This is a genomic window from Saccharopolyspora sp. NPDC003752 (assembly GCF_053605825.1).
Window position 1 is genome coordinate 111,656 of sequence record NZ_JBSGJZ010000004.1, and the last position, 26,049, is coordinate 137,704.

General features: G+C 70.7%; 6 protein-coding genes. All 6 read left to right on the plus strand.

What is annotated here, in order from left to right; all coding sequences use genetic code 11:
- Positions 1-12: 12 nt before the first annotated feature.
- Positions 13-714 (plus strand): DsbA family protein, encoded by a 702-nt coding sequence (locus tag ACWEV3_RS07475; protein ID WP_452613072.1) that lies wholly within the window; start codon positions 13-15, stop codon positions 712-714.
- Positions 715-744: 30 nt separating this feature from the next.
- A complete protein-coding gene (locus ACWEV3_RS07480; RefSeq protein WP_452613073.1) occupies positions 745-2,304 on the plus strand; it encodes an acyl-CoA synthetase in 1,560 nt (519 codons plus the stop codon).
- Between the two features lie 27 nt (positions 2,305-2,331).
- Positions 2,332-5,841, plus strand: a complete 3,510-nt coding sequence (locus tag ACWEV3_RS07485; RefSeq protein WP_452613074.1) for a MupA/Atu3671 family FMN-dependent luciferase-like monooxygenase — start codon at positions 2,332-2,334, stop codon at positions 5,839-5,841.
- The gene (locus ACWEV3_RS07490; protein WP_452613075.1) at positions 5,838-7,436 is read left to right on the plus strand and encodes a thioester reductase domain-containing protein; all 1,599 of its coding nucleotides are present in this window, start codon (positions 5,838-5,840) and stop codon (positions 7,434-7,436) included. Before ACWEV3_RS07485 ends, ACWEV3_RS07490 begins: the two co-directional genes overlap by 4 nt.
- A gap of 432 nt (positions 7,437-7,868) precedes the next feature.
- Positions 7,869-25,766, plus strand: coding sequence for a non-ribosomal peptide synthase/polyketide synthase (locus tag ACWEV3_RS07495; protein WP_452613076.1), 17,898 nt, complete (start codon positions 7,869-7,871; stop codon positions 25,764-25,766).
- The gene (locus tag ACWEV3_RS07500) at positions 25,759-25,980 is read left to right on the plus strand and encodes an MbtH family protein (protein WP_132485671.1); all 222 of its coding nucleotides are present in this window, start codon (positions 25,759-25,761) and stop codon (positions 25,978-25,980) included. Before ACWEV3_RS07495 ends, ACWEV3_RS07500 begins: the two co-directional genes overlap by 8 nt.
- The last annotated feature ends 69 nt before the right edge of the window (positions 25,981-26,049 follow it).

Below are 26,049 nucleotides of genomic sequence, written 5' to 3' on the forward strand. Positions count from 1 at the left end.
GGAGAACCCGTCATGCCCAGGAAGAACAGCGTCCCCAGGTGGTACTTCTCGTTGCGCAGCCCGTACTCCTGGCTCGCCTACCGAGACCTGGTGGACCGGCACCCCGAGGTGGCGGCAGCGGTCGAGTGGCGACCGTTCTGGGAACCGGACGCCCGCAGCGAGCGGATGCTGGCCGATGCGGGCGGCAGCTTCCCGTACGTGGCGATGTCCCGCGCCAAGAGCCTCTACATCCTCCAGGACGTGCGCCGGCTCACCCAGGAGCGCGGTCTCGAACCGACCTGGCCGGTCGACCGGGACCCGGTGTGGGAAGTGCCGCACCTGGCGTACTTCGTCGCGCTGGACGGGGGACTGGGGCGGGAGTTCGTGGACCGCGCCTACCGCGCCCGCTGGCAGGAAGGGCGTGACATCTGCGACCGCGCCACCATGGCGGAGCTCGCCGCCGAGCTCGGGCTGCCGCCGGACCGCGTCTCGAACGCGGTCGACGACGAGGACCTGCGTCGGCGGGGGACCGCGGCACTGCTCGACATCGACGAGGACGGCGTGTTCGGGGTCCCGTTCTTCGTGGACCGCTTCAACAAGTTCTGGGGCGTGGACCGGCTGCCGGCCTTCGTCCGGTCGGTGGCCGGCACGGCCGTCGCACCGGTGCCCGTCGCGGCCGCGGAGCTGGACCCGGGCCTCGGTGGTGACCAGGGGCATGCCGGTGGCTGCGGCTGACCGACCGTTCCGCGCGACCTGGAGGGCGAGATGAGGGAAGGCAACATAAGTTCGGCCGCGGCCGTGCACCGGTGGGCTCGGGTCGCCGGCAGCACCACGGCGATCGTCTACGAGGACACCGAGATCAGCTATGCGCAGCTGTCCGCCCGGGTGCGGCGGTTGGCGGCGGTGCTCTCCGATGGCGGGCTCCGCCGCGGTGACCGGGTCGCCTACCTCGGTCGGAACAGCGCGCTGCTGCTGGAGACCGCGCTTGCCGCGGCGCACCTCGGCGTGATCTTCCTGCCGCTGAGCTTCCGGCTGTCCAGCGACGAAGTGGCTTTCCTGCTCGGCGATTCCGGTGCGCACACGCTCGTCGTCGAGGACGAGCAGCGGGCGTTGGTCGACGGCATCGCCGACTCGGTCCCGGTGCGCCGCTTCCTGCTCGACTCGGCGGCCGGACCCGCTCACCCGCGCTGGGAGAGCTTGTCGGCGGCGGCTTCGCCGGACCGGGACGACGAACCGGTGCACGTCCGGGAGGCGGACGTCGCCCTGCTCATGTACACGTCCGGGACGACCGGGCGGCCCAAGGGCGCGCTGCTGACCCACGGGAACCTGTGGTGGAACCAGGTGAACACGGCGACCGCGATCGAAACCCGGTTCCGCGACCCGGCCCTGGTCATCGCGCCCATGTTCCACATCGCCGGGCTCAGCGGCTTCACCATGGGCACCTTCGCGCACGGCGGCACCTTGGTGGTCCGGCGCGCGTTCAACGCCGAGCAGTGCCTGGAAGACCTGGTGGCACACCGGGTGGCCAATCTGATCGCGGTGCCGACGATGTTCGACGCCATCGCCCGGACCCCCGGTTTCGAGCGGGCCGACCTGTCGGCGTTGCGCGCCGCGATCGTCGGTGGCGCGCCGGTCCCGGACCAGCTCGTCCGCGACTACTCGGCGCGGGGGGTGAAGCTGCAGCAGGCGTGGGGCCTGACCGAGACCGCGCCGCTGGCGACCTACCTGCCTCCGCAGTTGGTGGACGGCAACCCCGGATCGGCGGGTTTCCCCATGCCGCACACCGAGATCAGGCTGATCGATCCGACGACCGGGGCCGTGGTGACCGAACCGGGCGAGGCCGGCGAGATCTGCGTCCGCGGGCCGAACGTGATCTCCGGGTACTGGAACGACCCGGACGCGACTCGCAAGGCGGTGGACGACGCCGGCTGGTTCCGCTCCGGCGACATCGGGCACTTGGACGAGCAGGGCCACCTCTACGTCGTCGACCGGCTCAAGGACGTGATCATCAGCGGTGGGGAGAACATCTATCCCGCCGAGATCGAGCGGCTGATGGCCGAGTTCCCGGGCGTCCGCGAGGTGGCCGTGGTGGGCGTGCCGCACCCGAAGTGGGACGAGACCCCCGTCGTGGTCGTGTGCCAGGACGGCGCGGCCACCCTGGAGGAGATCCGCGCGTTCCTCGGGGAGCGGTTGGCGCGGTTCAAGCTCCCCACCGCGGTGCACCACTGCGACGTCCTGCCGCGCAACGGCACCGGGAAGGTCGACAAGGCGGGGTTGCGGGCGCGGCTGGCCGGCGAGCTCGAACTGGTCGCCGCAGACCGATGATGCGAGCCAGGTCGGGAGGGGTGCGACGTGGTCGGCGTTCGTGATGGCACCGAGACCGCAGTTTCAATTGAAACTGCGGCCACGATCCACGGCGTCATCGAGGAAATGGCGCGGCGGAACCCGGCTGCGGTGGCGATCGCGCACCGCTGGTCCGAGCTGAGCTACGCGGCGCTCGACGCCAGGGCGAACCAGCTCGCGCACCACCTGCGCGCGCTGGGCACGGGGCCGGGTTCCCCGGTCGGCGTGGGCCTGCGCCGCGGGCCGGACCTGGTCGTGGCGCTGTTGGCCGTGCTCAAGGCCGGTGGCTCGTTCGTGGCCCTCGACCCCGCCGAACCGGCGAAGCGGCTGGCGCTCATCGCATCCGACGCCGACCTGCACTGCCTGATCACCGGCGGCGCCGGCCCATCGGGGCTTCCCGCCCGCCACCTCGTGCGCATCGACGCGCACGCCGCGGAGATCGCCCGGCGGCCCACCGCGCCACTGGAGTCCGTTGTGGACGGTGAGTGCCCGGCGTACGTCACGTACACATCGGGACCGCACGGCCGCCCGCTGGGAATCGTGGTCCGGCACCGCGACGCGCTCGGCCGCTTCGCCGGGATGCGCGACCGCATCGGTTGCGCGGAATCGGACGTCGTCCTCGCGTTGACCAGCATCTCCTTCGACTCCGGGGTGCTGGACGTGCTGTGGCCGCTGACCTGCGGCGCGAAGGTCGTCATCGCCGGGGACCGGCTGATCGAGAACCCGGCTCCCGCCGCCGAGCACCCGCTCGGCTTCAGCCTGTTCTTCTTCGCCGCCGCCACGGCCGACGAGCAGCGGCGCGACGGGTACCGCCTGGTGCTGGAGGCCGCGAAGTTCGGCGACGCCCACGGGTTCGAGGCCGTGTGGACCCCCGAACGGCACTTCCACTCCTTCGGCGGCCTGTACCCGAACCCGGCGGTCATGGCCGCGGCGCTGGCGACGGTGACCGAGCGGATCGGACTGCGGTGCGGCAGCGTGGTCGCGCCGCTGCACGACACGGTCCGCATCGCCGAGGAGTGGTCCTTGGTGGACAACCTCTCCGATGGCCGGGTCGGCCTCGCGTTCGCATCCGGCTGGAACACCAACGACTTCGTGTTCTTCCCGGACCACTTCCCGCGCCGCAAGCAGCGGATGGCCGAGCAGCTGGACGAGTTCCGGCGGCTCTGGCGAGGGGAGCCGGTTCGGCGGCGGGGCGGCGACGGCGCGGAGGTCGACGTGCGGGTCTTCCCGTCGCCGGTGCAGGACGAGCCGCCGATCTGGCTCACCTCGGCGGGCTCGGTGGAGACCTTCGAGCGCGCAGGGGCGGCCGGGGTGAACGTGCTCACCCACCTGCTCGGGCAGGACCTCGACGAGCTGGCGGTGAAGATCGCGGCGTACCGGAACGCCAGGGCCGAGCACGGTTTCGCCGGGCCGGGCCGGGTGTCGGTCATGGTGCACACCTTCCTGCTCGACGACGCGGAGCAGGCGTTGGCGCTGGCGAGGGGCCCGTTCCGGGAATACCTGCGCAGCTCCGCGGAGCTCAGCCGGGTGCTGTTCGGCGCCGGGACCGCCGTCACCGACGAGGACCTCGAATCGGTGCTGGACCTGGCCCTCGACAGGTACCTGGAGCGGTCCGGCCTGTTCGGTTCGCCGGCGGAGGGCGTCGAAGTGGTGCGCAGGTTGGCGGCCGCGGGTGCGGACGAGATCGCGTGCCTGATCGACTTCGGGGTCGCCGTCGACGAGGTGATCGCGGGCCTGCCCACGCTGAACCGGCTGAAAGAACTGCACGAGGAGGAGGTGGCCGACGCCGAGCACTCGTTCGCGCAGCTCGTCCGGCGGCACAACATCACCTTGCTGCAGTGCACGCCGTCCTTCCTGGCCGCGCAGCGCGCCGGTGTGGAGTCGTTGAGGGGCGCCCGCGCGGTGCTCGTCGGCGGGGAGGCGATCCCAGCGGATCTGGCGCGACGCCTGTCGGCTGCTCTGCCGGGGGTGCGGCTGTTCGCCGCATACGGCTCACCGGAGACGACCTCCTGGGCCGCGGTCCACGAGATCGGCCCGGACGCGGCGGTGCCCATCGGCCGAGCGCTGCCGGGCACCGAGGTGCTGGTGGTGGACGAAGACCTGCGGGAGGTGCCGGTCGGAGCGGTCGGTGAGCTCCTGATCGGCGGGGCCGGGATCGCCGCGGGTTACCTCGCGCAGCCCGGGCTCACCGCGCAGCGGTTCGTCGCGAGCGGATCCGGGGCCGCCTACCGGACCGGGGACCGCGTGCGCCGGGAAGCGGACGGAACCCTGACGCTCCAGGCGCGTGAGGACCGCCGGGTGACCGTCCTCGGGCACCGAGTCGAACTCGCCGAGGTGGAGAACGTGCTTTCCCAGCACGCCCAGGTCGAATTCGTCGAGGTGACCGCGAGCACCGGTCGGTCCGGTGGCGCGCAGCTGGTCGCGCGGGTCGCCCCGGTGGCCGAGCCGGCCGACCACGTCGCCGAAGAGGCCCACGTGCGCCGTTGGTGCCAGGAGTGGGAACGGATGTATGCCGTTGCCGAGCCGGGAATCGGTGCCGTCGACCCGATTCCGCCCCAGGACATGCGCGCGCGGCTGGACCACACCGCGCGCCGCATCGCGGACCTGGCGCCGCAGTCGGTCGTGGACGTCGGCGCCGGCCCCGGACTGCTGCTGCGCGCGCTGCTCCCGCACATCGCGGAATACCGCGGGATCGAGCCCTCCTCGTCGGCCGTCGGAGCGGCTCGGCAGTCGCTCGGCCCCGAGCCCCCGCACAACGTCGTCATCGACCACGCCGACGCCGCCGCGCTCGCCGGCCTGCCGACCGCCAGCGCCGACGTGGTGGTGCTGAACTCCGTCGTCCAGTACTTCCCGAGCACCGGATACCTGGAGCGCATGCTCGCCGAGGCCACCCGGGTCGGTCGGCGCGCGGTCTTCGTCGGCGACGTGCGGGGCTTGGCGGAGCTGGACGCGCTCTACGCGGCAGCGGAGCTCAAGCGCTGCCAACCGTTGACGTCGGCGGCGGAACTCGCCTCGGCGATCAGGAGAAGCGTCGCGGGCGAGCCGGAGTTGTGCCTCTCGCCCGCGTACTTCAGGAGCTTCGGCCACGCGCGGATCGAGCTCAAGCGCGGGCACGAGGTCAACGAGCCGACCTGCTTCCGCTACGACGTCACCCTGCTGCTCGACGAGCCACCCGGCGGCCCGGTCTCCGATGCAGTGGCCTGGTCGGAACTCCCGGCCGGACTGGACGGCCTCGCCCAGCGGATCGGCACCGGGCCGCTGACCGTCAACGGCATCCCCAATCGCCGGCTGGTGCGCCCGCGGGCGCTGCTCCAACTGCTCGGCGGGATTGCGGACGACACCACGGCCTGGGAGCTGGAGCGGCTGCTGTGGGAGGTCGACGGGTCGTCGGCCGTCGCCCCGGAGAGCGTCGTGGAGTTCGGTGAGCGGCACGGCGCGAGAGTCCGGCTGCTGGTCCCGGAACATGGTGGCCTGCACGAGTTCGACGCTGCTTTCGAGCCGGTGGAGGGGCGCACATGAAGGCCGGGGCAACCGATCCGCTGGCCGTGGCGCGGGCGCCCAGGTTCCGCGCGGCACTGCGCGCCTTCGCCCGGGAGAGCCTTCCCGGAGCCATGGTCCCGGGGCGGATCGAGGTCGGCGGCCGGGTTCTCGACGGGCTGACCGGAACCGCGTACGTGCCGCCGACCGGTCCGGTCGAAGCCCGGCTGGTCGGCATCTGGCAGGACGTGCTCGGCGTGCACCGGGTCGGCGTCGCGGACGACTTCTTCGATCTGGGCGGCACTTCCCTGACCGCCGCGGTCTTGTTGGACCGGGTGCGGGACGAGTGCGGCGTCGAAATCGGGCCGCACGAGCTGTACGCAGGGCCCGTCATCGCGGAGCTGGCGCGGTTGGTCGGCGATGAAGCCGTTCCCAGCGACCGATCGCGCGGAATCGCCCCCGACGCCCTGGCTGCGGAAGCGCTGCTGCCGGACGACGTCCGGCCAGATCAGGTCGCCGAGCCGGTCGCGCCCTTCCGGAATGTGGTGCTGACCGGCGCGACCGGGTTCGTGGGCGCGTTCCTGCTCCGCGACGTGCTGGACCGCTCCGATGCCGACGTGCACGTCGTCGTGCGGGCCGGCGACCGGGACGGTGCCGTGAACCGGGTCCGGAAGAACCTGGCCGCGTACGGTCTGTGGCGCAGGGCAGACGCACGACGTCTGGTCGGGATTCCCGCCGACCTCAGCCGCCCCTACCTCGGCCTGGACCGTCCCGCGTACGAGGAACTGGCACGCCGGGCCGATCTGGTGCTGCACAGCGGCGCCGGGACCAGCCCCGTGCTTTCCTACCGGCAGCTCAAGACGACGAATGTGCTGGGAACATTGGAAGTCCTGCGGCTGGCGTGCCGAGGTCGCGTGAAGCCGGTGCATTACGTGTCGTCGCTAGAGGTGTTCCCCGATGCCCTGGGCGCGCAGCCCCTCGGCCTGGTGGAACCGCCTGATGTGGACGGTGCGATCGGCGGTCGTGCGCAGACCAAGTGGGTGGCGGAGCGCCTCGTCGCGCAGGCCGGGCGGCGCGGCCTCCCGGTCGCGATCCACCGCCCCGGGCGGGTCGTCGGGGGTCGAGCGACCGGGGCCTGCCCGCCGGAGCTGTTCTTGTGCGCCTGGCTGAAGGGCTGCATCCAGCTGGGCTCGGCGCCGGACCTGGACCTGTTCGTCGACGCGGTTCCGGTCGACTTCGTGGCTGCGTCCATCGCGCGAATCGCGTTGAGCGGAACGGGGTTGGGCCGAGCGCACCACCTGCCGGGCGCTCCGCCCGTGCGCTGGGCGGAGCTCGTGGACCTGCTGAGCGAATCGGGGTATCGGGTGTCGCGCAAGCCGTACGGGGAATGGCGCAGGGATTTGCGCGTCGCGGTGGAAGTCGGCGCGGATAATGCGCTGCTCCCGTTCCTGCCGCTGTTGGGCGAGGACGGACCGGCGCCGGACCTGCCGCTCCGAAATGTCGGCCACCCATTCGAGGAGGATCGGGCGGGCGACTCGGAAACGGCTCCTCCGGTGCGCGTCCCGGAACTGATATCGGGTTGCCTGGACTACCTGGTCGCGATCGGGAACCTGGAGCCGCCGATGGCCGCTGGGTGAATTGAGCATTTTCCAACCTCGTTTTGGGTGGCGGTGCGGGTGGCGGCGTCGCGGCTGCGGATCGACCAGGATGAAAAGACCCATTCGAATCCGAGCTGCCGAGGGGCGATCGTGCCCCGGCGGCGTTCGAATTGCCGCAAGAATGCGGAATTCGAGTGCGCAGGGGTCGTGAGTGGTCATGGTCGTCATAGCAGCCATAGCCACTCACGACCCAGGACACAGGCCTTCCGCGCAGAGGATGGAAAACGCTCGTTGCTTCGTCCGCTGTCGGGTGGCATTCGGGCACTCGCGAAATCCCGTGCGGGTCATGCGGGTGTCGCATGGTTTCCGCTGTCGCTGAAAGGTGCGCCCCCGGTGATCGCAGCTGTTTGTTTCCGGATGTCGTCGTTCTAGCCTTGCAATGGAAATCCGGCTGGACTGGTGAGGTTTGCCGTGACCGCTAAGAAATCAGCAGTCGAGGACATTCTCCCGCTCACCCCGCTGCAAGAGGGGTTGCTGTTCCACGCCTGGTACGACGAGCAGGGGCCGGACGTCTACATCGTCCAGCTGAGCGTCGAGCTCGAAGGCGATTGCGACGTCCCGAGGTTGCGGGCAGCCGCTCAGGCGTTGGTGGACCGGCACGCGAGCTTGCGCGCGGCGTTCGTGCGCCGCGGTGGCCGGGAGCCGGTGCAGGTGATCGCCCGGCGGGTGCGGGTGCCTTGGCGGGAGCTCGACCTGGTGGCGGTGGACGATCCGGCGGCCGCCTTCGCGGATGTCCTCGCGGCGGACCGGAACGAGCGGTTCGACCTGGGGAGACCGCCGCTGGTGCGCTTCATGGCGGTGCGGTTCGCCGCGGACCGCGTCCGCCTGGTGATGACGTGCCACCACGCCTTGTTCGACGGTTGGTCGCTGCCGATCGTGGTCGATGAGCTGGTCGAGCTGTACTCCCGCGACGGCGACACCAGCGGGCTCCCGCCGGCTCCGGCGTGGCGGGAGTACTTGGCGTGGTTGTCCGATCAGGACGGTGCGGGGGCTGTTCGGGCGTGGGGTGAGGCCCTTGCGGGGGTGGACCAGCCGACTTTGGTGGCTCCGGGCGCGGGTCGGGGCGGAGTGGTGCCGGGCCGTGCGGTGGCTGACGTCTCGACGGGTCTGCTGGGCGGTCTGCGGTGCCTGGCGGCCGAGCGTGGTGTGACGTTGTCGTCGGTGGTTCAGGCTGCTTGGGGGGTGTTGCTCGGCGAGTTGGCCGGCTCCGGGGACGTGGTCTTCGGCTCCGTGGTGGCGGTTCGACCCCCGGAAGTCCCGGGTGTCGAGTCGCTGGTGGGGTTGTGCGTCAACACGGTTCCGGCGCGGGTTCGGTGGTCGCCTGGGACGCGCGTTGGAGATTTGCTGGCGGAGGTTCAGTCCGCGCAGATCGGGTTGATGCCGCACCGGCATGTGGGGCTGCCGGAGATCCAGGGTGCGCTGGGTGTTGGCGAGCTGTTCGACTCGGTGGTCATCTTCGAGAACTACCCGGCCAAGCCGGGAACGGCCGGCGAAGCGGCAGCGGGGCCTTCGCTGCGCGTCGCGAACGTCGAAGGTCTGGACTCGACGCATTACGGGTTGGCGTTGGTGGTGCTGCCGGGGGAAGAGCAGCTGACGTTGCGCCTGGACTACCGGCCGGATTGCTTCACCGCGGAGGAAGCGGAACTGGTCCTGCGGCGGTTCGTCCGCGTGCTGGAGTCGATGGCCGCCGATTCCGACATGCTCGTGGCGGACATCGACATCCTCACCGAGGAAGAGCGGTACCAGCTGCTTGAGGTGTGGAACGGGCAAGGTGTGGTCGTCGCTGAGTCGACTCTGCCGGAGCTTTTCGAGGCTCAGGTGGCGAAGTCGCCGGATGCCACTGCGGTGGTGTGCGGTGCTGAGTCGGTGTCGTATGCCGAGTTGAATGCTCGGGCGAATCGGCTTGCTCGGTGTCTGATCGGTCGTGGTGCTGGGCCGGGTTGTGTTGTGGGTCTTGCGGTTCCGCGGTCGGTTGAGATGGTTGTGGCGGTGTGGGCGGTGCTCAAGGCGGGTGCTGCGTATCTGCCGGTCGATCCGGGATTTCCGGCCGAGCGCATCGGGTTCCTGCTGGCCGACGCCGACCCAGTGCTGGTGGTGACGACGGTCGAAGCCGAACATGTGGTGCCGCAGGGTTTTCCGGTTCTCGTGTTGGACGATCCGGGAACCGCGGCCGCGGTGGCCGGCTCTCCGGGTGCGGATATCACTTGTGCGGATCGTGCCGCCGTGCAGCTCGACGACGCGGCGTACGTCTTGTTCACGTCGGGTTCGTCGGGGCGGCCGAAGGGCGTGGTGGTCACTCACCGGAATGTGTGCGGGTTCGTTGCGGCCGTCGATCCGTGGTTGGGGGCCCGCTCCGGGGACAGATTGCTCGCGGTGACGACGTTGTCGTTCGACATCGCCGTGGTCGAGTTGCTGGCGCCGCTGCTCGCCGGTGCGGCGGTGGTCGTGGCTCGCGGTGGCGAGGTCGGAGATCCACGGGCATTGGCGGCTTTGGCGGCAGACCACGCGGTGACTGTCATGCAGGCGACGCCGGCTCTGTGGCAGGCGCTGGTGTCCGAAGCGCCGGGGATGATTCACGGGCTGCGGGTGTTGACCGGCGGTGAAGCCCTGCCTGAGCAGCTGGCGGCCCGGCTGCGCGGTTCGGCCGGTGAGGTGGTCAACCTCTACGGGCCGACGGAGGCCACGGTGTGGTCGACGGCGGCGGAAATCGATCGCGGTGGCCGGGTGACCATCGGCCAGCCGTTGGGCAATACCCGCGTCTACGTCCTCGGCCCGAACCTGCGGCCGGTGCTTCCCGGAGTGACCGGTGAGTTGTTCATCGCCGGTTCCGGGGTGGCGCGGGGTTATCTCGGGCGTCCGGGGTTGACGGCCGGGCGGTTCGTGGCTGATCCGTTCGGTCCGCCTGGTGGGCGGATGTACCGGACCGGGGATGTGGCGCGCTGGAACCGGGATGGGGAGTTGGAGTTCGTCGGTCGGGTGGATGAGCAGGTCAAGGTTCGGGGTTTCCGGATCGAGCTGGGTGAGGTCGAGGCCGCCTTGGCTGCTCATCCGGCGGTGTCGCAGTGCGTGGTGGCCGCGCGGGAGGACCGGCCGGGGGAGAAGCGCCTGGTCGCCTATGTGATGGCCGATGCCGGTGACCCGGCTGAATTGCGGTCGTACGCGGCTCGGCGGCTGCCCGGCTACATGGTCCCGTCGGCTGTGGTGGTCCTCGACGGTTTCCCGTTGACGGCGAACGGGAAGCTGGACCGGAAGGCGTTGCCCGCTCCCGATTTCGGCTCCGGTGTGGCGGAGGTTCCGCCGCGGACTGAGCGCGAGGCGTTGGTGTGCAGGTTGTTCGCCGAGGTGCTGGGCGTTGCGGAGGTGGGGGTAGAAGACAGCTTCTTCGACCTGGGCGGCCACTCGTTGCTGGCGACTCGGTTGGCCGGCCGTGTCCGCGCCGAGTGCGGTGTGGAGTTGTCCGTGCGCGCGGTGTTCGAGGCACCAACAGCGACACAGCTGGCCATCCGGATCGACACCGAAGCGGGAGTGCATCACCCGGTAGCGCTGCGCGCCGAGCAGCGGCCGGAACGGGTTCCGCTGTCCTTCTCCCAACGCCGCTTGTGGTTCGTGGGAGAGCTCGACGCGACCGGCTCGGCGTACCACATCCCCCTGGCGTGGCGGATCCCCGGTGAGGTCGACATCGTCGCCCTGCGAACGGCGGTGCGGGACGTTCTCACGCGCCACGAGGCGCTGCGGACGGTATTCCCGCTCGGCGAGGACAGCGTGCCCTGGCAGCAGCTCCTGAACGCCGACACCGCGCTGGAACGTGCCTTCGGCACTGCCGGAGCGGAGATCGGCTCCGACGACGTCGAGCGGGTGGTCGCCGAGCATTCCGCGCAGGCCTTCGACCTGGGGGTGGAGCCGCCGATCAGGGTGCGATCGTGGGAGGTGGCCGGTGGTGGCCGTGTCCTGCTGGTGGTCGTGCACCACATCGCCGGTGACGGTTGGTCGGTGGGGCCTCTGGTGCGGGACTTGGCCGTCGCATACGCGGCGCGGTGCACCGGCGAGGCGCCAGGTTGGCGGGAATTGCCGGTTCAGTACGCGGATTTCGCGTTGTGGCAGCGGAAAGCCCTGGGCAGCGAGGACGAACCCGGCAGTGCGATCTCGCGTCAGCTGGACTTCTGGAAGCAGGCTCTGCGGGGCCTTCCGGAGGAACTGGCCCTTCCGGCGGACAGGTCTCGGCCGGCCGTGGCGTCGTATCGGGGCCGGACTCTTTCGGCCGTCGTCGAGCCGGGTGTGCACCGGCGATTGGTCGAGCTGGCCCGGGAGTGCCGGGCGAGCACCTTCATGGTGCTCCAGGCCGCGCTCGCCGCGTTGCTGACGCGGTTGGGTGCGGGGACGGACATCCCGATCGGGAGTCCGATCGCTGGGCGCGACGACGAGGCGTTGCACGATCTCGTGGGTGCGTTCGTCAACACGCTGGTGTTGCGGACGGATACTTCGGGGGATCCGAGTTTCCGGGAGCTGCTGGCGAGGGTCCGGGAGACGAACCTGGCTGCCTACGCCCATCAGGACTTGCCGTTCGAGCGGCTCGTGGAGGCGTTGAACCCGCAGCGGTCCCTGGCGCGTCACCCGCTGTTCCAGGTGGCTCTCGCGTTCAACAACGGACCCATCGCCGCGCTCGACCTGCCCGGCGGGAACGCCGAGCCGATTGCCGTCCCCATCAGCACCGCCAAGTTCGACCTCGCCTTCACCGCGGTCGAACTCCCGGCCTCGGGAGAGCACCCCGACGGCCTGGAGGTGTCCGTGGAGTACAGCGTGGACCTCTTCGACGCGGACACCGCCGAGCAGCTCCTCCGGCGATTGCTGCGCCTGCTGGACCGGGCGTCCGCCGATGCCGATCGGCCACTGCACGAGCTCGACGTCCTCGCGGCGGCCGAGCGCCACCGGCTCCTCCACGAGTGGAACGGCGGTCAGGCGGCACCCGGTGCCCTGGTCCCCGATCTCTTCGAAGCGCAGGTCGCGCGTACTCCCGACGCGGTCGCGGTGCTGTGTGACGGGACGGCGGTGACGTACGCCGAGCTGAACGCGCGGGCGAACCGGTTGGCGCGATGCCTGGTCGAGAAAGGGGCCGGGCCGGAGACCGCGGTGGGGCTCGCGATCCCCCGGTCCGTCGAGATGGTGGTGGCGCTGCTCGCCGTGCTGAAGGCGGGGGCCGCATACGTGCCGCTGGACCCGGCATATCCAGCCGACCGGCTCGCGTTCATGGTGACCGACTCCGCACCGGTGCTCCTGCTCACCCGCAGCGACGTCGAGCAGCAGTTCGCAGCCGGCCGGATGGTCTTGGACGAACCGGGTGTCGTCGAGGCGCTGGCCCGGTACGCCGGTACCGACCTGACCGACGCCGAGCGGACCGGTCCGCTGGATCCGGCGAACCCGGCCTACGTCATGTACACCTCCGGCTCGACCGGAACCCCCAAGGGGGTCGTCGTCACGCACTCGGGGATGGCGGATTCCGTCGCGTGCGCGCACGCGGTCGTCGGCCCGGAACGACTCGCCCGCGTGCTCGCCTCGACATCGCTGAGCTTCGACACCTCGGTGCTGGAGATCTTCCCGCCGCTGACCTCCGGAGGGGCGATCGAAGTGGTACCCGATCTCCTCACCTTGGCGGAGCGCCCGCAGGTGCTGTCGGACGGCGGCCTCGTCAGCGCCGTGCCGTCGGTCCTGGCGAAGGTGATTCGCGGCCAGGAGCGGGCGGAGGGCGTGCACACGGTGATCTTGGGCGGCGAATCCTTCACCGCCCAGCTCGTCCGGGACATCCGCGCGGTCTTCCCGAACTGCCGGATCATGAACTTCTACGGGCCGACCGAGGCCACGGTCTACTCCGCCGTCTGGTACTCCGACGGTGACGAGCCGCCGCAGGTGCCGATCGGGCCGCCGGTGCCGGGCACCAGGGCCTACGCGCTGGGGCCCGCTCTGGAGCTGGTGCCCGCCGGGGTGGTGGGCGAGCTGTACATCGCGGGTGCCGGGGTGGCGCGCGGGTACTCGGGGCGTGCCGGGTTGACGGCCGAGCGCTTCGTGGCCGATCCGTTCGGCCCCGCCGGGGGGCGGATGTACCGGACCGGCGACCGGGTGCGCTGGAACCGGAACGGGGAGCTGGAGTTCCTCGGTCGCGCCGACGACCAGGTCAAGGTCCGTGGCTTCCGCATCGAACTGGGCGAGATCGAGGCGGCGGTCGCTGCGCATCCGCGGGTCGCGCAGTGCGTGGTCGTGGCGAGAGAGGAGCGGGAGGGCGAGAAGCGCCTGATCGCCTATGTCGTCCCCGAGGCCGGGGGGTGCGATCCGGCGGAGGTGCGGGCTCAGGTGGCCCGCAGCCGACCGGATCACATGGTGCCTTCGGCGGTGGTCCTGCTGGAGAGCCTTCCGCTGACCGCCAACGGGAAGCTGGACCGGAAGGCGCTGCCCGCGCCGGACTTCGGCGCCGGGAAGGCGATCACGCCACCGCGGACGCCGCGCGAGGAACTGCTGTGCGGGTTGTTCGCCGAGGTCCTGGACGTGGACGAGGTGGGGATAGGCGACGGCTTCTTCGATCTGGGTGGTCATTCGTTGCTGGCGACTCGGTTGGTGAGTCGCATCCGCACCGCGTGCGGCGTGGGGTTGTCGGTGCGCGCGGTGTTCGAGGCGCCGACGGTGGCGGAGTTGGCCGCGCGGTTGGATGGCGATGACGAGTCGGTGCGCCCGGTGTTGGCGGGGATGGTGCGGCCGGAGCGGGTGCCGTTGTCGTTCGCGCAGTACCGGTTGTGGTTCGTGGACAAGCTGGACGCGGTCGGTTCGGCGTATCACATTCCGCTCGCCTGGCGGTTGACCGGCGAGGTCGACGTTCCCGCGCTGCAGGCGGCGGTGTGGGACGTGGTCGATCGTCACGAAGTCCTGCGGACGGCGTTCCCGGACGTGGCGGGGGTGCCGTTCCAGCGGGTGGTCGGCGATGCCCGGGATGTTCTGGACGTTCCGGTGCTCGCGGTCGCCGCGGACGACGTCGAGGAGGTGTTGGCCGATCACGTCGAGCGGGGTTTCGACCTGTCCCGCGAGGCACCGGTCCGTGCGCGAATCCTCGTGGTGGACGAGCGCGAAGTCGTGCTGTCGGTGGTGTTGCACCACATCGCCGGCGACGGTTGGTCGGTAGGTCCCCTGCTGCGGGACCTGGCCGCGGCGTATGCCGCGCGGTTCGCGGGTGAAACGCCGGATTGGCGGGAATTGCCGGTGCAGTACGCGGATTTCGCGTTGTGGCAGCGGCAAGTCCTGGGCAGCGAAGAAGATCCGGACAGCGTGATCTCCCGCCAGCTGGAGTTCTGGGAAGCAGCCCTGCAGGATCTTCCGGAAGAAATCGCCCTTCCCACCGACCAGCCGCGTCCGGCAGCCGCTTCGTACCAGGGGTGGACCCATTCGGCCCCCGTCGCCCCCGAGGCGCATCGGAGGATGGTCGAACTGGCCCAGGCGTCCCAGGTGAGCACCTTCATGGTGGTGCAGGCTGCGTTGGCGGTGTTGTTGACGCGGCTGGGCGCGGGTACGGACATTCCGATCGGAAGCCCGATCGCTGGTCGTGCGGAGCAGGCGACCGAGAATCTGGTGGGATTCTTCGTCAACACGCTGGTGCTGCGGACCGACACTTCCGGTGATCCGAGCTTCCGGGAACTGCTCGCACGGGTCCGGGAGACGAACCTGGCCGCTTACGCCCACCAGGACTTGCCCTTCGAGCGGCTCGTCGAAGCGCTCAACCCGCAGCGATCCCTCGCCCGGCACCCGCTGTTCCAGGTCCTGCTCACGGCCGGCAACGCGCCGGCCGGGGCGCTCCGACTGCCCGGCGCCCACGTGGAGCAGGTGACGGCCGCGGCCCGGACTGCCAAGTTCGACCTCGCCTTCACCGCACTTGAGCACGGTGGGCCGGACGGCGGGCTCGACCTCTTCCTCGAATGCAGCGCGGACCTTTTCCGGCCGAACACCGCCGAGGCACTGCTCCGGCGGCTGGTTCGGGTGCTGGAAGCGGTCGTGGCCGACCCTGACGTCCGGGTCGGGGACGTCGAGGTCCTGTCCGGGGCGGAGCGGCGCCTGCTGCTCGAAGCGCGGCGGGAAGCCGATGTCCCGGTCGCCACGCTGCCGGAGTTGTTCGAGGCTCGGGTGGCGGAGTCGCCGGACGCCGTCGCGGTGGTGTGCGGCGACGAGTCGGTGACCTACGCGGAGCTGAACTCCCGCGCGAACCGGCTCGCGCGGTGCTTGGCGGATCGCGGAGTGGGGCCGGAAAGCGTTGTGGGATTGGTGTTTCCACGAACGCCTGCGATGATCTCGGCGATGCTGGCCGTGCTCAAGGCCGGCGCCGCCTACTTGCCCATCGATCCGGATCAGCCCGCCGATCGGATCGCGTTCATGCTCGCCGACGCCGAGCCAGTCCTGGTGCTGACGACCACCGAGGTCGCCCTGCCGCCCGGAACGCCGCGTCTGGTCGTCGATGAGCCACGCACGGCCGACCTGCTGGCCGGGATGCCGGATGCGGACCTCTCCGATGCCGATCGCGCTGCCCCGCTGCACGTGGGCAACGCGGCGTACCTCCTCTACACCTCGGGTTCGTCGGGCCGGCCGAAGGGCGTGGTGGTCGATCACGCGAACGTGGCGAGGTTGTTGGCGGTCGCCGGCTCCCGGATCGATGCGGGACCCGGCGATGTGTGGACGTTGTTCCACTCGTACGCGTTCGACTTCTCGGTGTGGGAGATGTGGGGTGCGCTGGCCGGCGGCGGGCGGCTCGTGGTCGTGCCGTGGGAGGTGACGCGTTCCCCGGCGGATTTCGCGGAGCTGCTGGTCCGCGAGCAGGTGTCGGTGCTGAACCAGACCCCGTCGGCGTTCTACCAGTTGGTGCGGGTCCTGGAGGACGAGCCGTCCCGGCGGGACGGTTGGCGGGTGCGCTGCGTGGTCTTGGGCGGCGAGGCCCTGGACCCGGCTCGCGTCCCGGTCTGGGAAACCGGCATGCCCGCGGTGGTGAACATGTACGGGATCACCGAGACCACCGTGCACGTCACCCACGCGGAGATCGACGCCGAGGATCGCCACGGCCGCAGCGTGATCGGCCGGCCGCTGGTGGACCTGCGGGTGCACGTGCTGGATTCGAACCTGCGACCGGTTGCGCCGGGCGTGGTGGGCGAGCTGTACGTCGCCGGTGCCGGGGTGGCGCGGGGCTATTCGGGGCGGCCCGGCTTGACGGCGCAGCGGTTCGTGGCAGATCCGTTCGGCCCCGCCGGGAGCCGGATGTACCGGAGCGGCGACTTGGCGCGCTGGAGCGGCGACGGCGAGCTGGAGTACGCGGGGCGCGCCGATGACCAGGTCAAGGTGCGCGGTTTCCGGATCGAACTCGGCGAGGTCGAAACCGTCCTCACCGGCCACCCCGACGTCGCCCAGGTCGCCGCGGTCGCCCGGGAGGACCAGCCCGGCGAGAAACGGCTCGTCGCCTACGTCGTCCCCGGCCCCGGTGGGTGCGATCCTGCCGGCGTGCGGGCCCACGCGACCCGTCGCCTGCCGGACTACATGGTGCCTTCGGCGGTCGTGCTCCTCGATGCGCTTCCGTTGACCACCAACGGAAAGCTCGACCGCGGGGCGCTGCCCGCGCCGGCGCTCGAAGCCGCCCGCGGGCGACGTCCGGGCAACGAGCGCGAGGAACGCCTGTGCGCGGCGTACGCCGAGGTGCTCGGCGTCGCCGAGGTGGGAGCGGACGACGACTTCTTCCGGCTCGGCGGCGACAGCATCATGACGATCCAGCTGGTGGCGAAGGCCCGTCGCGCGGGGGTGCGGATCAGCCCGAAGCAGGTCTTCGAGCAGAAGACCCCGGCGGCCCTGGCCGTCGTAGCCGAGGTCTCGGACGAGCCCGGCGCGGTGGTCGGGGGTCCGGAGGCCGGACCGGTCGCGTTGACGCCGATCCTGCACTGGCTGCGCGATCGCGGCGGCCCGGTGGACCAGTACCACCAGAGCATGGTGGTGCAGGTTCCTGCGGCGGTCGGCGAAGCCGATCTGGCCAGGGCCCTGCAGGCCGTCATCGACCACCACGATGCGCTTCGGCTGAGCCTCGACGACTGGAACCTGCGGGTGCTCCCACCCGGGACCGTTCGGGCCTCCTCGCGGCTGCGCCGCGTCGTGCTGGACGGCCCCGACCCCGACGAGGTCGTGGGCGAGCACCTCGACGACGCGGTGCGCCGCCTGAACCCCCGCACCGGCGAGATGCTTTCCGCGACCTGGCTGGATGCGGGGAACCACTGCCCCGGCCGGCTCCTGCTCGTGGTCCACCACGTGGCCGTCGACGGTGTGTCCTGGCGGATCCTGCTGCCCGACCTGCAGGACGCGTGGTCCCAAGTCGCGGCGGGGGCAGACCAGGTGATCCTCGAACCCGTCGGCACATCCTTGCGCGGCTGGGCCGACCACCTGGTCGAGCAGTCCCGCTCCCCGGAGCGGCTCGCCGAGCTGCCCGGCTGGCAGCTGGTGTCCGGTGTCGAGGAGCCCGTGCTCGGAAACCGGCCGCTCGATCCGGCCACCGACACCACGGCGACGCTGCGCGCGATCGAAGTCGTCATCTCCGCCGACGACGTGCTGCCGCTGCTGACGACCGTTCCCGCCGCGTTCCGCGGCAATGTCGACGACATCCTGCTCACCGCATTGGCCTTGGCCGTGCAGCACCGGCGTGGCGGCGGCGCCGTGCTGGTGGACGTGGAGACGCACGGCAGGCAGGAGGCGGCCGGGATCGATCTGTCCCGCACCGTCGGGTGGTTCACCTGCATCGCCCCGGTCGTTCTCGATCCCGGCGAGGTGGACCGGGAACAGGTGCTCAACGGCGGCCCGGGTGCGGCGCGGGCCGTCAAGCGGATCAAGGAACAGCTGCGCGCCATGCCAGATCGCGGGCTCGGCTACGGGATGCTGCGGTACCTCAACCCCGATACCCCGCTCGCCGGCGCGAAGGCGCAGATCGCGTTCAACTACCTCGGCCGCTTCACCGCACCGGCCGAGGCCGCGGATTGGGCGCCGGCGCCAGGGGCGGGCCTGGGAGCCGGGAGCGATCCGGATCTGCCCGCGGCCCACAGCCTCACCATCGACGCCGTGACGGAGGACGCCCCGGGCGGACCGAGGCTCGTGGCGACCTGGTCGTGGCCGGAAGGCCTGCTCGGGGAGCCAGAAGTGAGGGCCTTGGCGGCGGACTGGGTGGAGACGCTCCGAGCGTTCGTCCGCCACCCCGGCGGTGGCGGCAGCCCGTCGGACTTCCCGCTGGTTCCGCTGAGCCAGGACGACGTGGACCGCATCGAGCAGGCCGGTCCGGCGGTCGAGGACGTTCTCCCGCTGACCCCGCTGCAGGAGGGGTTGCTGTTCCACGCGTGGTTCGACGAGCTGGGGCCGGACGTGTACTTGGTCCAGCTGTGCGTGAAGCTGGCCGGTTCCTGGGACCTGCGGCGACTGCGCAACGCCGCGCAGCGCCTCTTGGATCGGCACGGGAGCCTGCGCGCCGGGTTCGACCGGCGCGGCCGGGAGCCGGTGCAGGTCGTCGCCCGGCAGGTGCCCCTGCCTTGGCGCGAGGTCGATCTGACGGGCGCGGACGATGTTGAGCAGGCGTACCGGGACCTGCTCGACCGCGATCGGCGGGAGCGGTTCGACCTGGGGCGTCCGCCGCTCCTGCGCTGCACCGTCGTGAAGATCGGGGACGGTCGCCACCGTCTGGTGCTGACGCACCACCACGTGCTGCTGGACGGCTGGTCGCTCCCGATCGTGCTGCGGGAGCTGCTCGCCCTGTACCACGCCGAGGACGAACTCCCGCCGGCCCCGTTGTGGCGGGACTACTTGGCGTGGTCGTCCGATCAGGACGGTGCGGGGGCTGTTCGGGCGTGGGCCGAGGCCCTTGCGGGGGTGGAACAGCCGACTTTGGTGGCTCCGGGCGCGGCTCGGGGCGGAGTGGTGCCGGACCGTGCGGTCGCGGAGTTGCCGGGCGAACTGTTGGGTGGTCTGCGGGCTCTGGCCGGCGGGCGTGGTGTGACGTTGTCGTCGGTGGTCCAGGCCGGTTGGGGGGTGTTGCTCGGTCGTCTGGTCGGCAGCGGGGATGTCGTTTTCGGCTCTGTGGTGGCGGTCCGCCCCTCGGAGGTCCGGGGTGTCGAGTCGCTGGTGGGTTTGTGCGTGAACACGGTTCCGGTGCGGGTCCGGTGGTCGTCCGGAACGCGTGTTGGCGGCTTGCTGGGGGAAGTTCAGTCCGCGCAGGTCGAGTTGATGCCGCACCGGCATGTGGCGTTGCCGGAGATCCAGGGCGCGATCGGTGTTGGCGAGTTGTTCGACTCGGTGGTGATCTACGAGAACTACCCGGCGGGACCGGATCTTCTCGCGGATGGTCCCGACGGCGACGAGCCGTCGGTGGTGAGCGTCGAAGGCCGCGATGCGACGCACTACGGGTTGGCCTTGGTAGTCGTACCGGGGGAAGAGCAGCTGACGTTGCGCCTGGACTACCGGCCGGATTGCTTCACCGCCGAGGAAGCGGAACTGGTCCTGCGGCGGTTGATTCGCGTGCTGGAGTCGATGGCGGCCGATCCCGACATGTGTGTGGCGGACATCGACATCCTCACCGAGGAAGAGCGGTACCAACTCCTCGAAGGCCGGAACGGGCGGAGACCTGACGTTCCGGTGCCGACTCTGCCGGAGCTGTTCGAGGCACAGGTGGCGAAGTCGCCGGATGCCACCGCGGTGGTGTGCGGCGATGAGTCGGCGTCGTACGCCGAGTTGAACGGCCGGGCGAATCGGCTCGCTCGGCATCTGATCGGTCGTGGTGCCGGGCCGGGTTGTGTTGTGGGTCTTGCGGTTCCGCGTTCGATCGAGATGGTCGTGGCGGTGTGGGCGGTGCTCAAGGCGGGTGCCGCGTATCTGCCGGTCGATCCGGGCTTTCCGGCCGAGCGGATCGGGTTCCTGCTCGCCGATGCCCGCCCGTTGCTGGTCGTAGCGACTTCCGGGGTCGTGCCCGGATTGCCCGGTGAGATCGATGTTCCTGTTCTGGTGGTGGATGATCCGGTCGTTCGTGCGGAGGTCGCGGGTGCGAGTCCGGACGACGTGGTCGACGTTGATCGCGTGAGCGGTTCGTGCGCGGATCACCCGGCGTACGTGTTGTTCACGTCGGGTTCGTCGGGGCGGCCGAAGGGCGTGGTGGTCACTCACCGGAATGTGTGCGGGTTCGTTGCGGCGATCGATCCGTGGTTGCGGGTCGGGCCGGGGGATCGGTTGCTGGCGGTGACGACGTTGTCGTTCGACATCGCCGTGGTGGAGCTGCTGGCGCCGCTGCTGACCGGTGCATCGGTGGTCGTGGCTCGGGGTGACGAGGTCGGGGATCCGCACGAGTTGGCGGCGCTGGTGAGCGATCACGCGGCGACGGTCGTGCAGGCCACGCCCGCTTTGTGGCAGGCCTTGGTGTCCGAGGTTCCCGAGATGTTGCGCGGGCTGCGGGTGTTGACCGGTGGCGAGGCCTTGCCGGAGCACCTGGCGACCAGGCTGCGGACCTTGTCCGAGGAGGTCGTCAACCTCTACGGGCCGACGGAGGCCACGGTGTGGTCGACGGCGGCGGAAGTCGGCAGCGATGGCCGGGTGACCATCGGTCGGCCGCTGGGCAATACCGGTGTCTACGTCCTGGATGCGCGTTTGCGGCTCGTCCCGCCTGGGGTCGTGGGTGAGCTTTTCATCGCCGGTGATGGCGTGGCGCGGGGATATCTCGGGCGTCCCGGGTTGACGGCCGGGCGTTTCGTGGCTGACCCGTTCGGTCCGCCTGGTGGGCGGATGTACCGGACCGGGGATCTGGCCCGCTGGAATCGCGACGGGGAGTTGGAGTTCGTCGGCCGGGTGGATGATCAGGTCAAGGTTCGGGGTTTCCGGATCGAGCCGGGTGAGGTCGAGGCGGTGCTGGCCGCTCATCCGGCGGTGTCGCAGTGCGTGGTGGCCGCGCGTGAGGACCGGCCGGGGGACAAGCGCCTGATCGCCTATGTCGTCCCCGGAACCGGCGGATGCGATCAGGCCGAATTGCGGGCTCACGTTGCCGGCAGCCTGCCGGATCACATGGTCCCTTCGGCAGTGGTCCTGCTGGAGAGCCTTCCCTTGACCGCCAACGGGAAGCTGGACCGGAAGGCGCTGCCCGCACACGATTTCGGTGCCAATCCGGTGAAAGCACCGCCGCGGACTGCGCGCGAGGCGATGTTGTGCGAGTTGTTCGCCGAGGTGCTGGGCGTCGACGGGGTGGGGGTTGACGACAGCTTCTTCGAACTCGGCGGGCATTCGTTGTCGGCGACTCGGCTGACCGGCCGCATCCGAGCCTCGTGTGGCGTGGAGTTGTCCGTGCGCGCGGTTTTCGAGGCGCCAACGGTGGCGCAGCTGGCCGCGCGGGTAGGGCTCGCCGGCAAGTCGGCGGGTCCGGACCCGGTGTCGGCGGGGATGGCGCGGCCGGAGCGGGTGCCGTTGTCGTTCGCGCAGTACCGGTTGTGGTTCGTGGACAAGCTCGATGCCGCGGGTTCGGCGTACCACATCCCGCTGGTGTGGCGGCTGACCGGTGAGATCGATGTTCTCGCGTTGCAGGCGGCGGTGTGGGACGTGGTGGACCGCCACGAAGTGCTGCGCACGGTTTTTCCCGCTGTGGAAGGAAATCCGTGGCAGCAGGTGATCCACGACGCGGGTTCGGTGCTGGATGTGCCGGTGGTGTCGGCACCCGAGCCGGACCCCTTGCTGGACGCCGTGGTGGATGAGCGCTTCGACCTCGTCCGAGAGCTGCCGATCCGTGCGCGGATCGCGGTGGTGGACGAGCACGAGGTCGTGCTGTTGGTGGTGCTGCACCACATCGCCGGTGACGGTTGGTCGGTGGGGCCGTTGCTGCGTGACTTGGCTGCCGCGTACGCGGCGCGATGCGCCGGAGCGGCACCGGACTGGCCGGACTTGCCGGTGCAGTACGCGGATTTCGCGTTGTGGCAGCGGGAAGTCCTGGGCAGCGAGGAAGATCCGGATAGCGTCATCTCCCGCCAGCTGGAGTTCTGGAAGGACGCCCTCCGGGATCTTCCGGAAGAACTGGCGCTCCCCACCGACCGGCCCAGACCCGCCGTGGCCTCGTACCAGGGCCGCCGAGTGGATCTCGAGGTCTCGCCCGAGCTGCATGCGGGCCTGATCCGCCTCGCCGGTGGAATTCGGGCGACGGTGTTCATGGTCGTGCAGGCCGCGCTCGCCGCGTTGCTGACGCGGTTGGGTGCGGGGACGGACATCCCGATCGGGAGTCCGATCGCCGGCCGCGACGACGAGGCGTTGCACGATCTCGTGGGTGCGTTCGTCAACACGCTGGTGTTGCGGACGGATACTTCGGGGGATCCGAGTTTCCGGGAGCTGCTGGCGAGGGTCAGGGAGACGAACCTGGCTGCCTACGCCCATCAGGACTTGCCGTTCGAGCGGCTCGTGGAGGCGTTGAACCCGCAGCGGTCCCTGGCCCGTCACCCGCTGTTCCAAGTGCTGCTGATCGTCAACAACGGTCCTGCCGCACCCCTCGACCTACCGGCCGCGGACGCCGAGCAGATGACTCCGCCCGCCCGCACGGCGAAGTTCGACCTGACCGTGGAACTGACCGAGCGCAGCGGAACAGCGGGTGAGCCGCGGGGATTCGCCGGAGCGGTGGAGTTCAGCACCGACCTCTTCGACCTCGCCACCGCGCAAGGGCTCGTCGCCAGGTTCGTGCGCGTCCTGGAGGCAGTCGTCGCCGACCCCGGAATCCGGGTCGGGGACATCGACGTCCTCACCGAACCCGAACGCCACCAGCTGCTCGAAGCGCGGACCCCGGAGGCCCCCGCGCCGATGGTGCACGAGGCGTTCGAGGCCCAGGCGGTGCGGACCCCGGATGCCACCGCGGTGGTGTGCGGCGGAGATTCGGTGTCCTACGCGGAGCTGAACACGCGGGCCAACCGGCTGGCCCGACACCTGGTCGCGCGGGGGACGGGGCCGGAGTCCGTCGTGGCCTTGGCGGTGCCGCGGTCGGTGGACATGGTCGTGGCGATGCTGGCGGTGCTCAAGTCGGGAGCCGCTTACTCGCCGATCGACCCCGCCTACCCGGCGGAGCGGATCGAGTTCGTGCTGGCCGACACCGAGCCGACGCTGGTGGTGACGACCACCGAGGTCGCGGCCGGCCTGCCGATTTCGGGGATACCCGCAGTCGAGCTGGACGCACCACACGTGCTCGGCCTGATCGCCGGAGAATCGCCCAGCGATCTCGCGGACGCGCAGCGCCGGCGACCGTTGCGACCGGACCACGCGTCGTACGTCCTGCACACCTCGGGTTCCACCGGCCGCCCGAAGGGCGTGGTGATCTCCCACCGCAACCTGGCCTCATTCTCGACGGCGGTTCAGGCCTGGGCGGGATTCGGGCCCGCCGACCGGGTCGCGGCGGTCACCACGCTGTCGTTCGACCTCGCGGCCCTCGAACTGCTGGTGCCGCTGCTGACCGGCGCCGCGGTGGTGGTGTCGACCGGCAACACCCCGGAGGAACTGTCCCGGCTGGTGGCCGAGCACCGGATCTCGGTCATGCAGGCCACCCCCACGCACTGGCAGCTCCTCGTGTCGGCGGCCCCGGAGATGATCCGGGGATTGCGGGTCCTCGCCTGCGGCGAAGCCCTCCCCGACGGGCTCGGGGCCGAGCTCGCCGCCCTGGCCGGCGAGGTCGTCAACGCCTACGGGCCGACCGAGGCCACGGTGTGGTCCACCGCGGCGCGGGTGACCCGGTCGGCACCGGTGACGATCGGCCGAGCGCTGCGCAACACCCGGGCGTACGTGCTGGATCCGGGCTTGCGGTTGGTGCCGCCCGGCGTGGCGGGGGAGCTCTACCTCGCCGGCGAGGGCGTGGCCCGCGGGTACTGGGGACGTCCCGGGCTGACGGGCGAGCGGTTCGTGGCGGATCCGTTCTCCACCGGTTCCCGGATGTACCGGACCGGGGACCTGGCCCGCTGGAACCGGCAGGGCGAGCTGGAGTTCGCCGGTCGGGCCGACGACCAGGTCAAGGTCCGCGGCTTCCGCATCGAGCCGGGCGAGGTGGCGGCGGCGCTCGCCGATCACCCGCAGGTGGCCCGGGCCGTGGTGGTGGTCCGCGAGGACCGGCCGGGCGACCGGCGGCTCGTGGGCTATGTCGTGCCCGCAGCGGGGCAGCCTTGCGACCCGCTGGAGGTGCGCTCGCGCGCGACCCGGACCCTGCCCGACCACATGGTGCCCGCGGCCGTGGTGGTGCTGGACGAATTTCCGCTGACCGGCAACGGAAAGGTGGACCGTCGAGCACTGCCGGCCCCGGACCCGCACTCGGCGAGCGCGGCACCTCGCACGCCGGACGAGGAGTTGTTGTGCGGGCTGTTCGCCGAGGTTCTCGGGATGCCGCGGGTCGGGGTCGACGACAGCTTCTTCGACCTCGGCGGGCATTCCTTGCTGGTGCTGCGCCTGGTCGAGCGGATCCGGGCGGAGCTGGGGGTGGAGATCGGGATCGGCACGGTGTTCCAGGCGCCGAGCGTCGCCGGGCTCGCACCGCACCTGTCCGGCCGAACGCGGCAGGATCCGTTCGAAGTCGTGCTGCCGATCACACCCGACGAGGGCAAGCCGAACCTCTTCTGCGTGCACGCTGCGGGCGGTATCGCCTGGTCGTACCGCGAGCTCGCCCGGACCGCATCCGCCTTCGCCGTCTACGGGATCCAGGCGCGCGGCCTGGATCCGGCGGAGGAACTGCCCACCAGCATGGCCGAGATCGCCGGGGATTACGCCGCGCAGATACGGACGATTCAGCCGCATGGCCCCTACCGCCTGCTGGGGTGGTCGTTCGGCGGCGTGATCGCCCACGCCCTGGCCACGCTCCTGCAGGACGAGGGCGAGCAGGTCGAACTGCTCGCGGTGCTGGACGCCTACCCGGTCACGGCCGCCGAAGCAGGGGACGCGGAACCGCCCACAGCGGACGAGATCGGGGAACTGCTGCCAGGGCTCTTCGACACCCGCGATGAGGACGGCCTCTGGCACCGGGTCGTCGAGGGCGTCCGCCGGGTGTACGGCAACAACACCGCTCTGCTCGCTTCGAGCGAACTAGGCGTCTTCCGCGGCGACGTTCTGCTCTTCACCGCCGCGCGGGAGGCGAACGGCGGCGCGGCGGCGCTGGACGTCTGGCGTCCCCACGTGACCGGGAAGATCCGCACCCACCAGATCGACTGCAGGCACGCGGACATGATGCGACCGGAGTCCGCCGATCAGATCGCCCGCATTGTGATGGAGATCAAGGAGGAAAGCGATGAGTAGTCCGACGAACCCGTTCGACGACGAGAACGGCAAGTTCCTCGTCCTGGTCAACGACGAGAACCAGCACTCCCTCTGGCCGTCGTTCGTCGACGTCCCGGCCGGATGGCACGTGGTGCACCCGGAGGACACCCGGCAGGCCTGTCTGGAGTACATCGAGGCGAACTGGACCGACCTGCGGCCCCGGAGCCTCGTCGAGAAGATGAAGCAGGCCTGACCCGAAGCCGAGCCGGTGAGGTCGCCCTGCGCCCGGTCCTACCGCGCCGGGCGGCCTCCCGATGCCGTC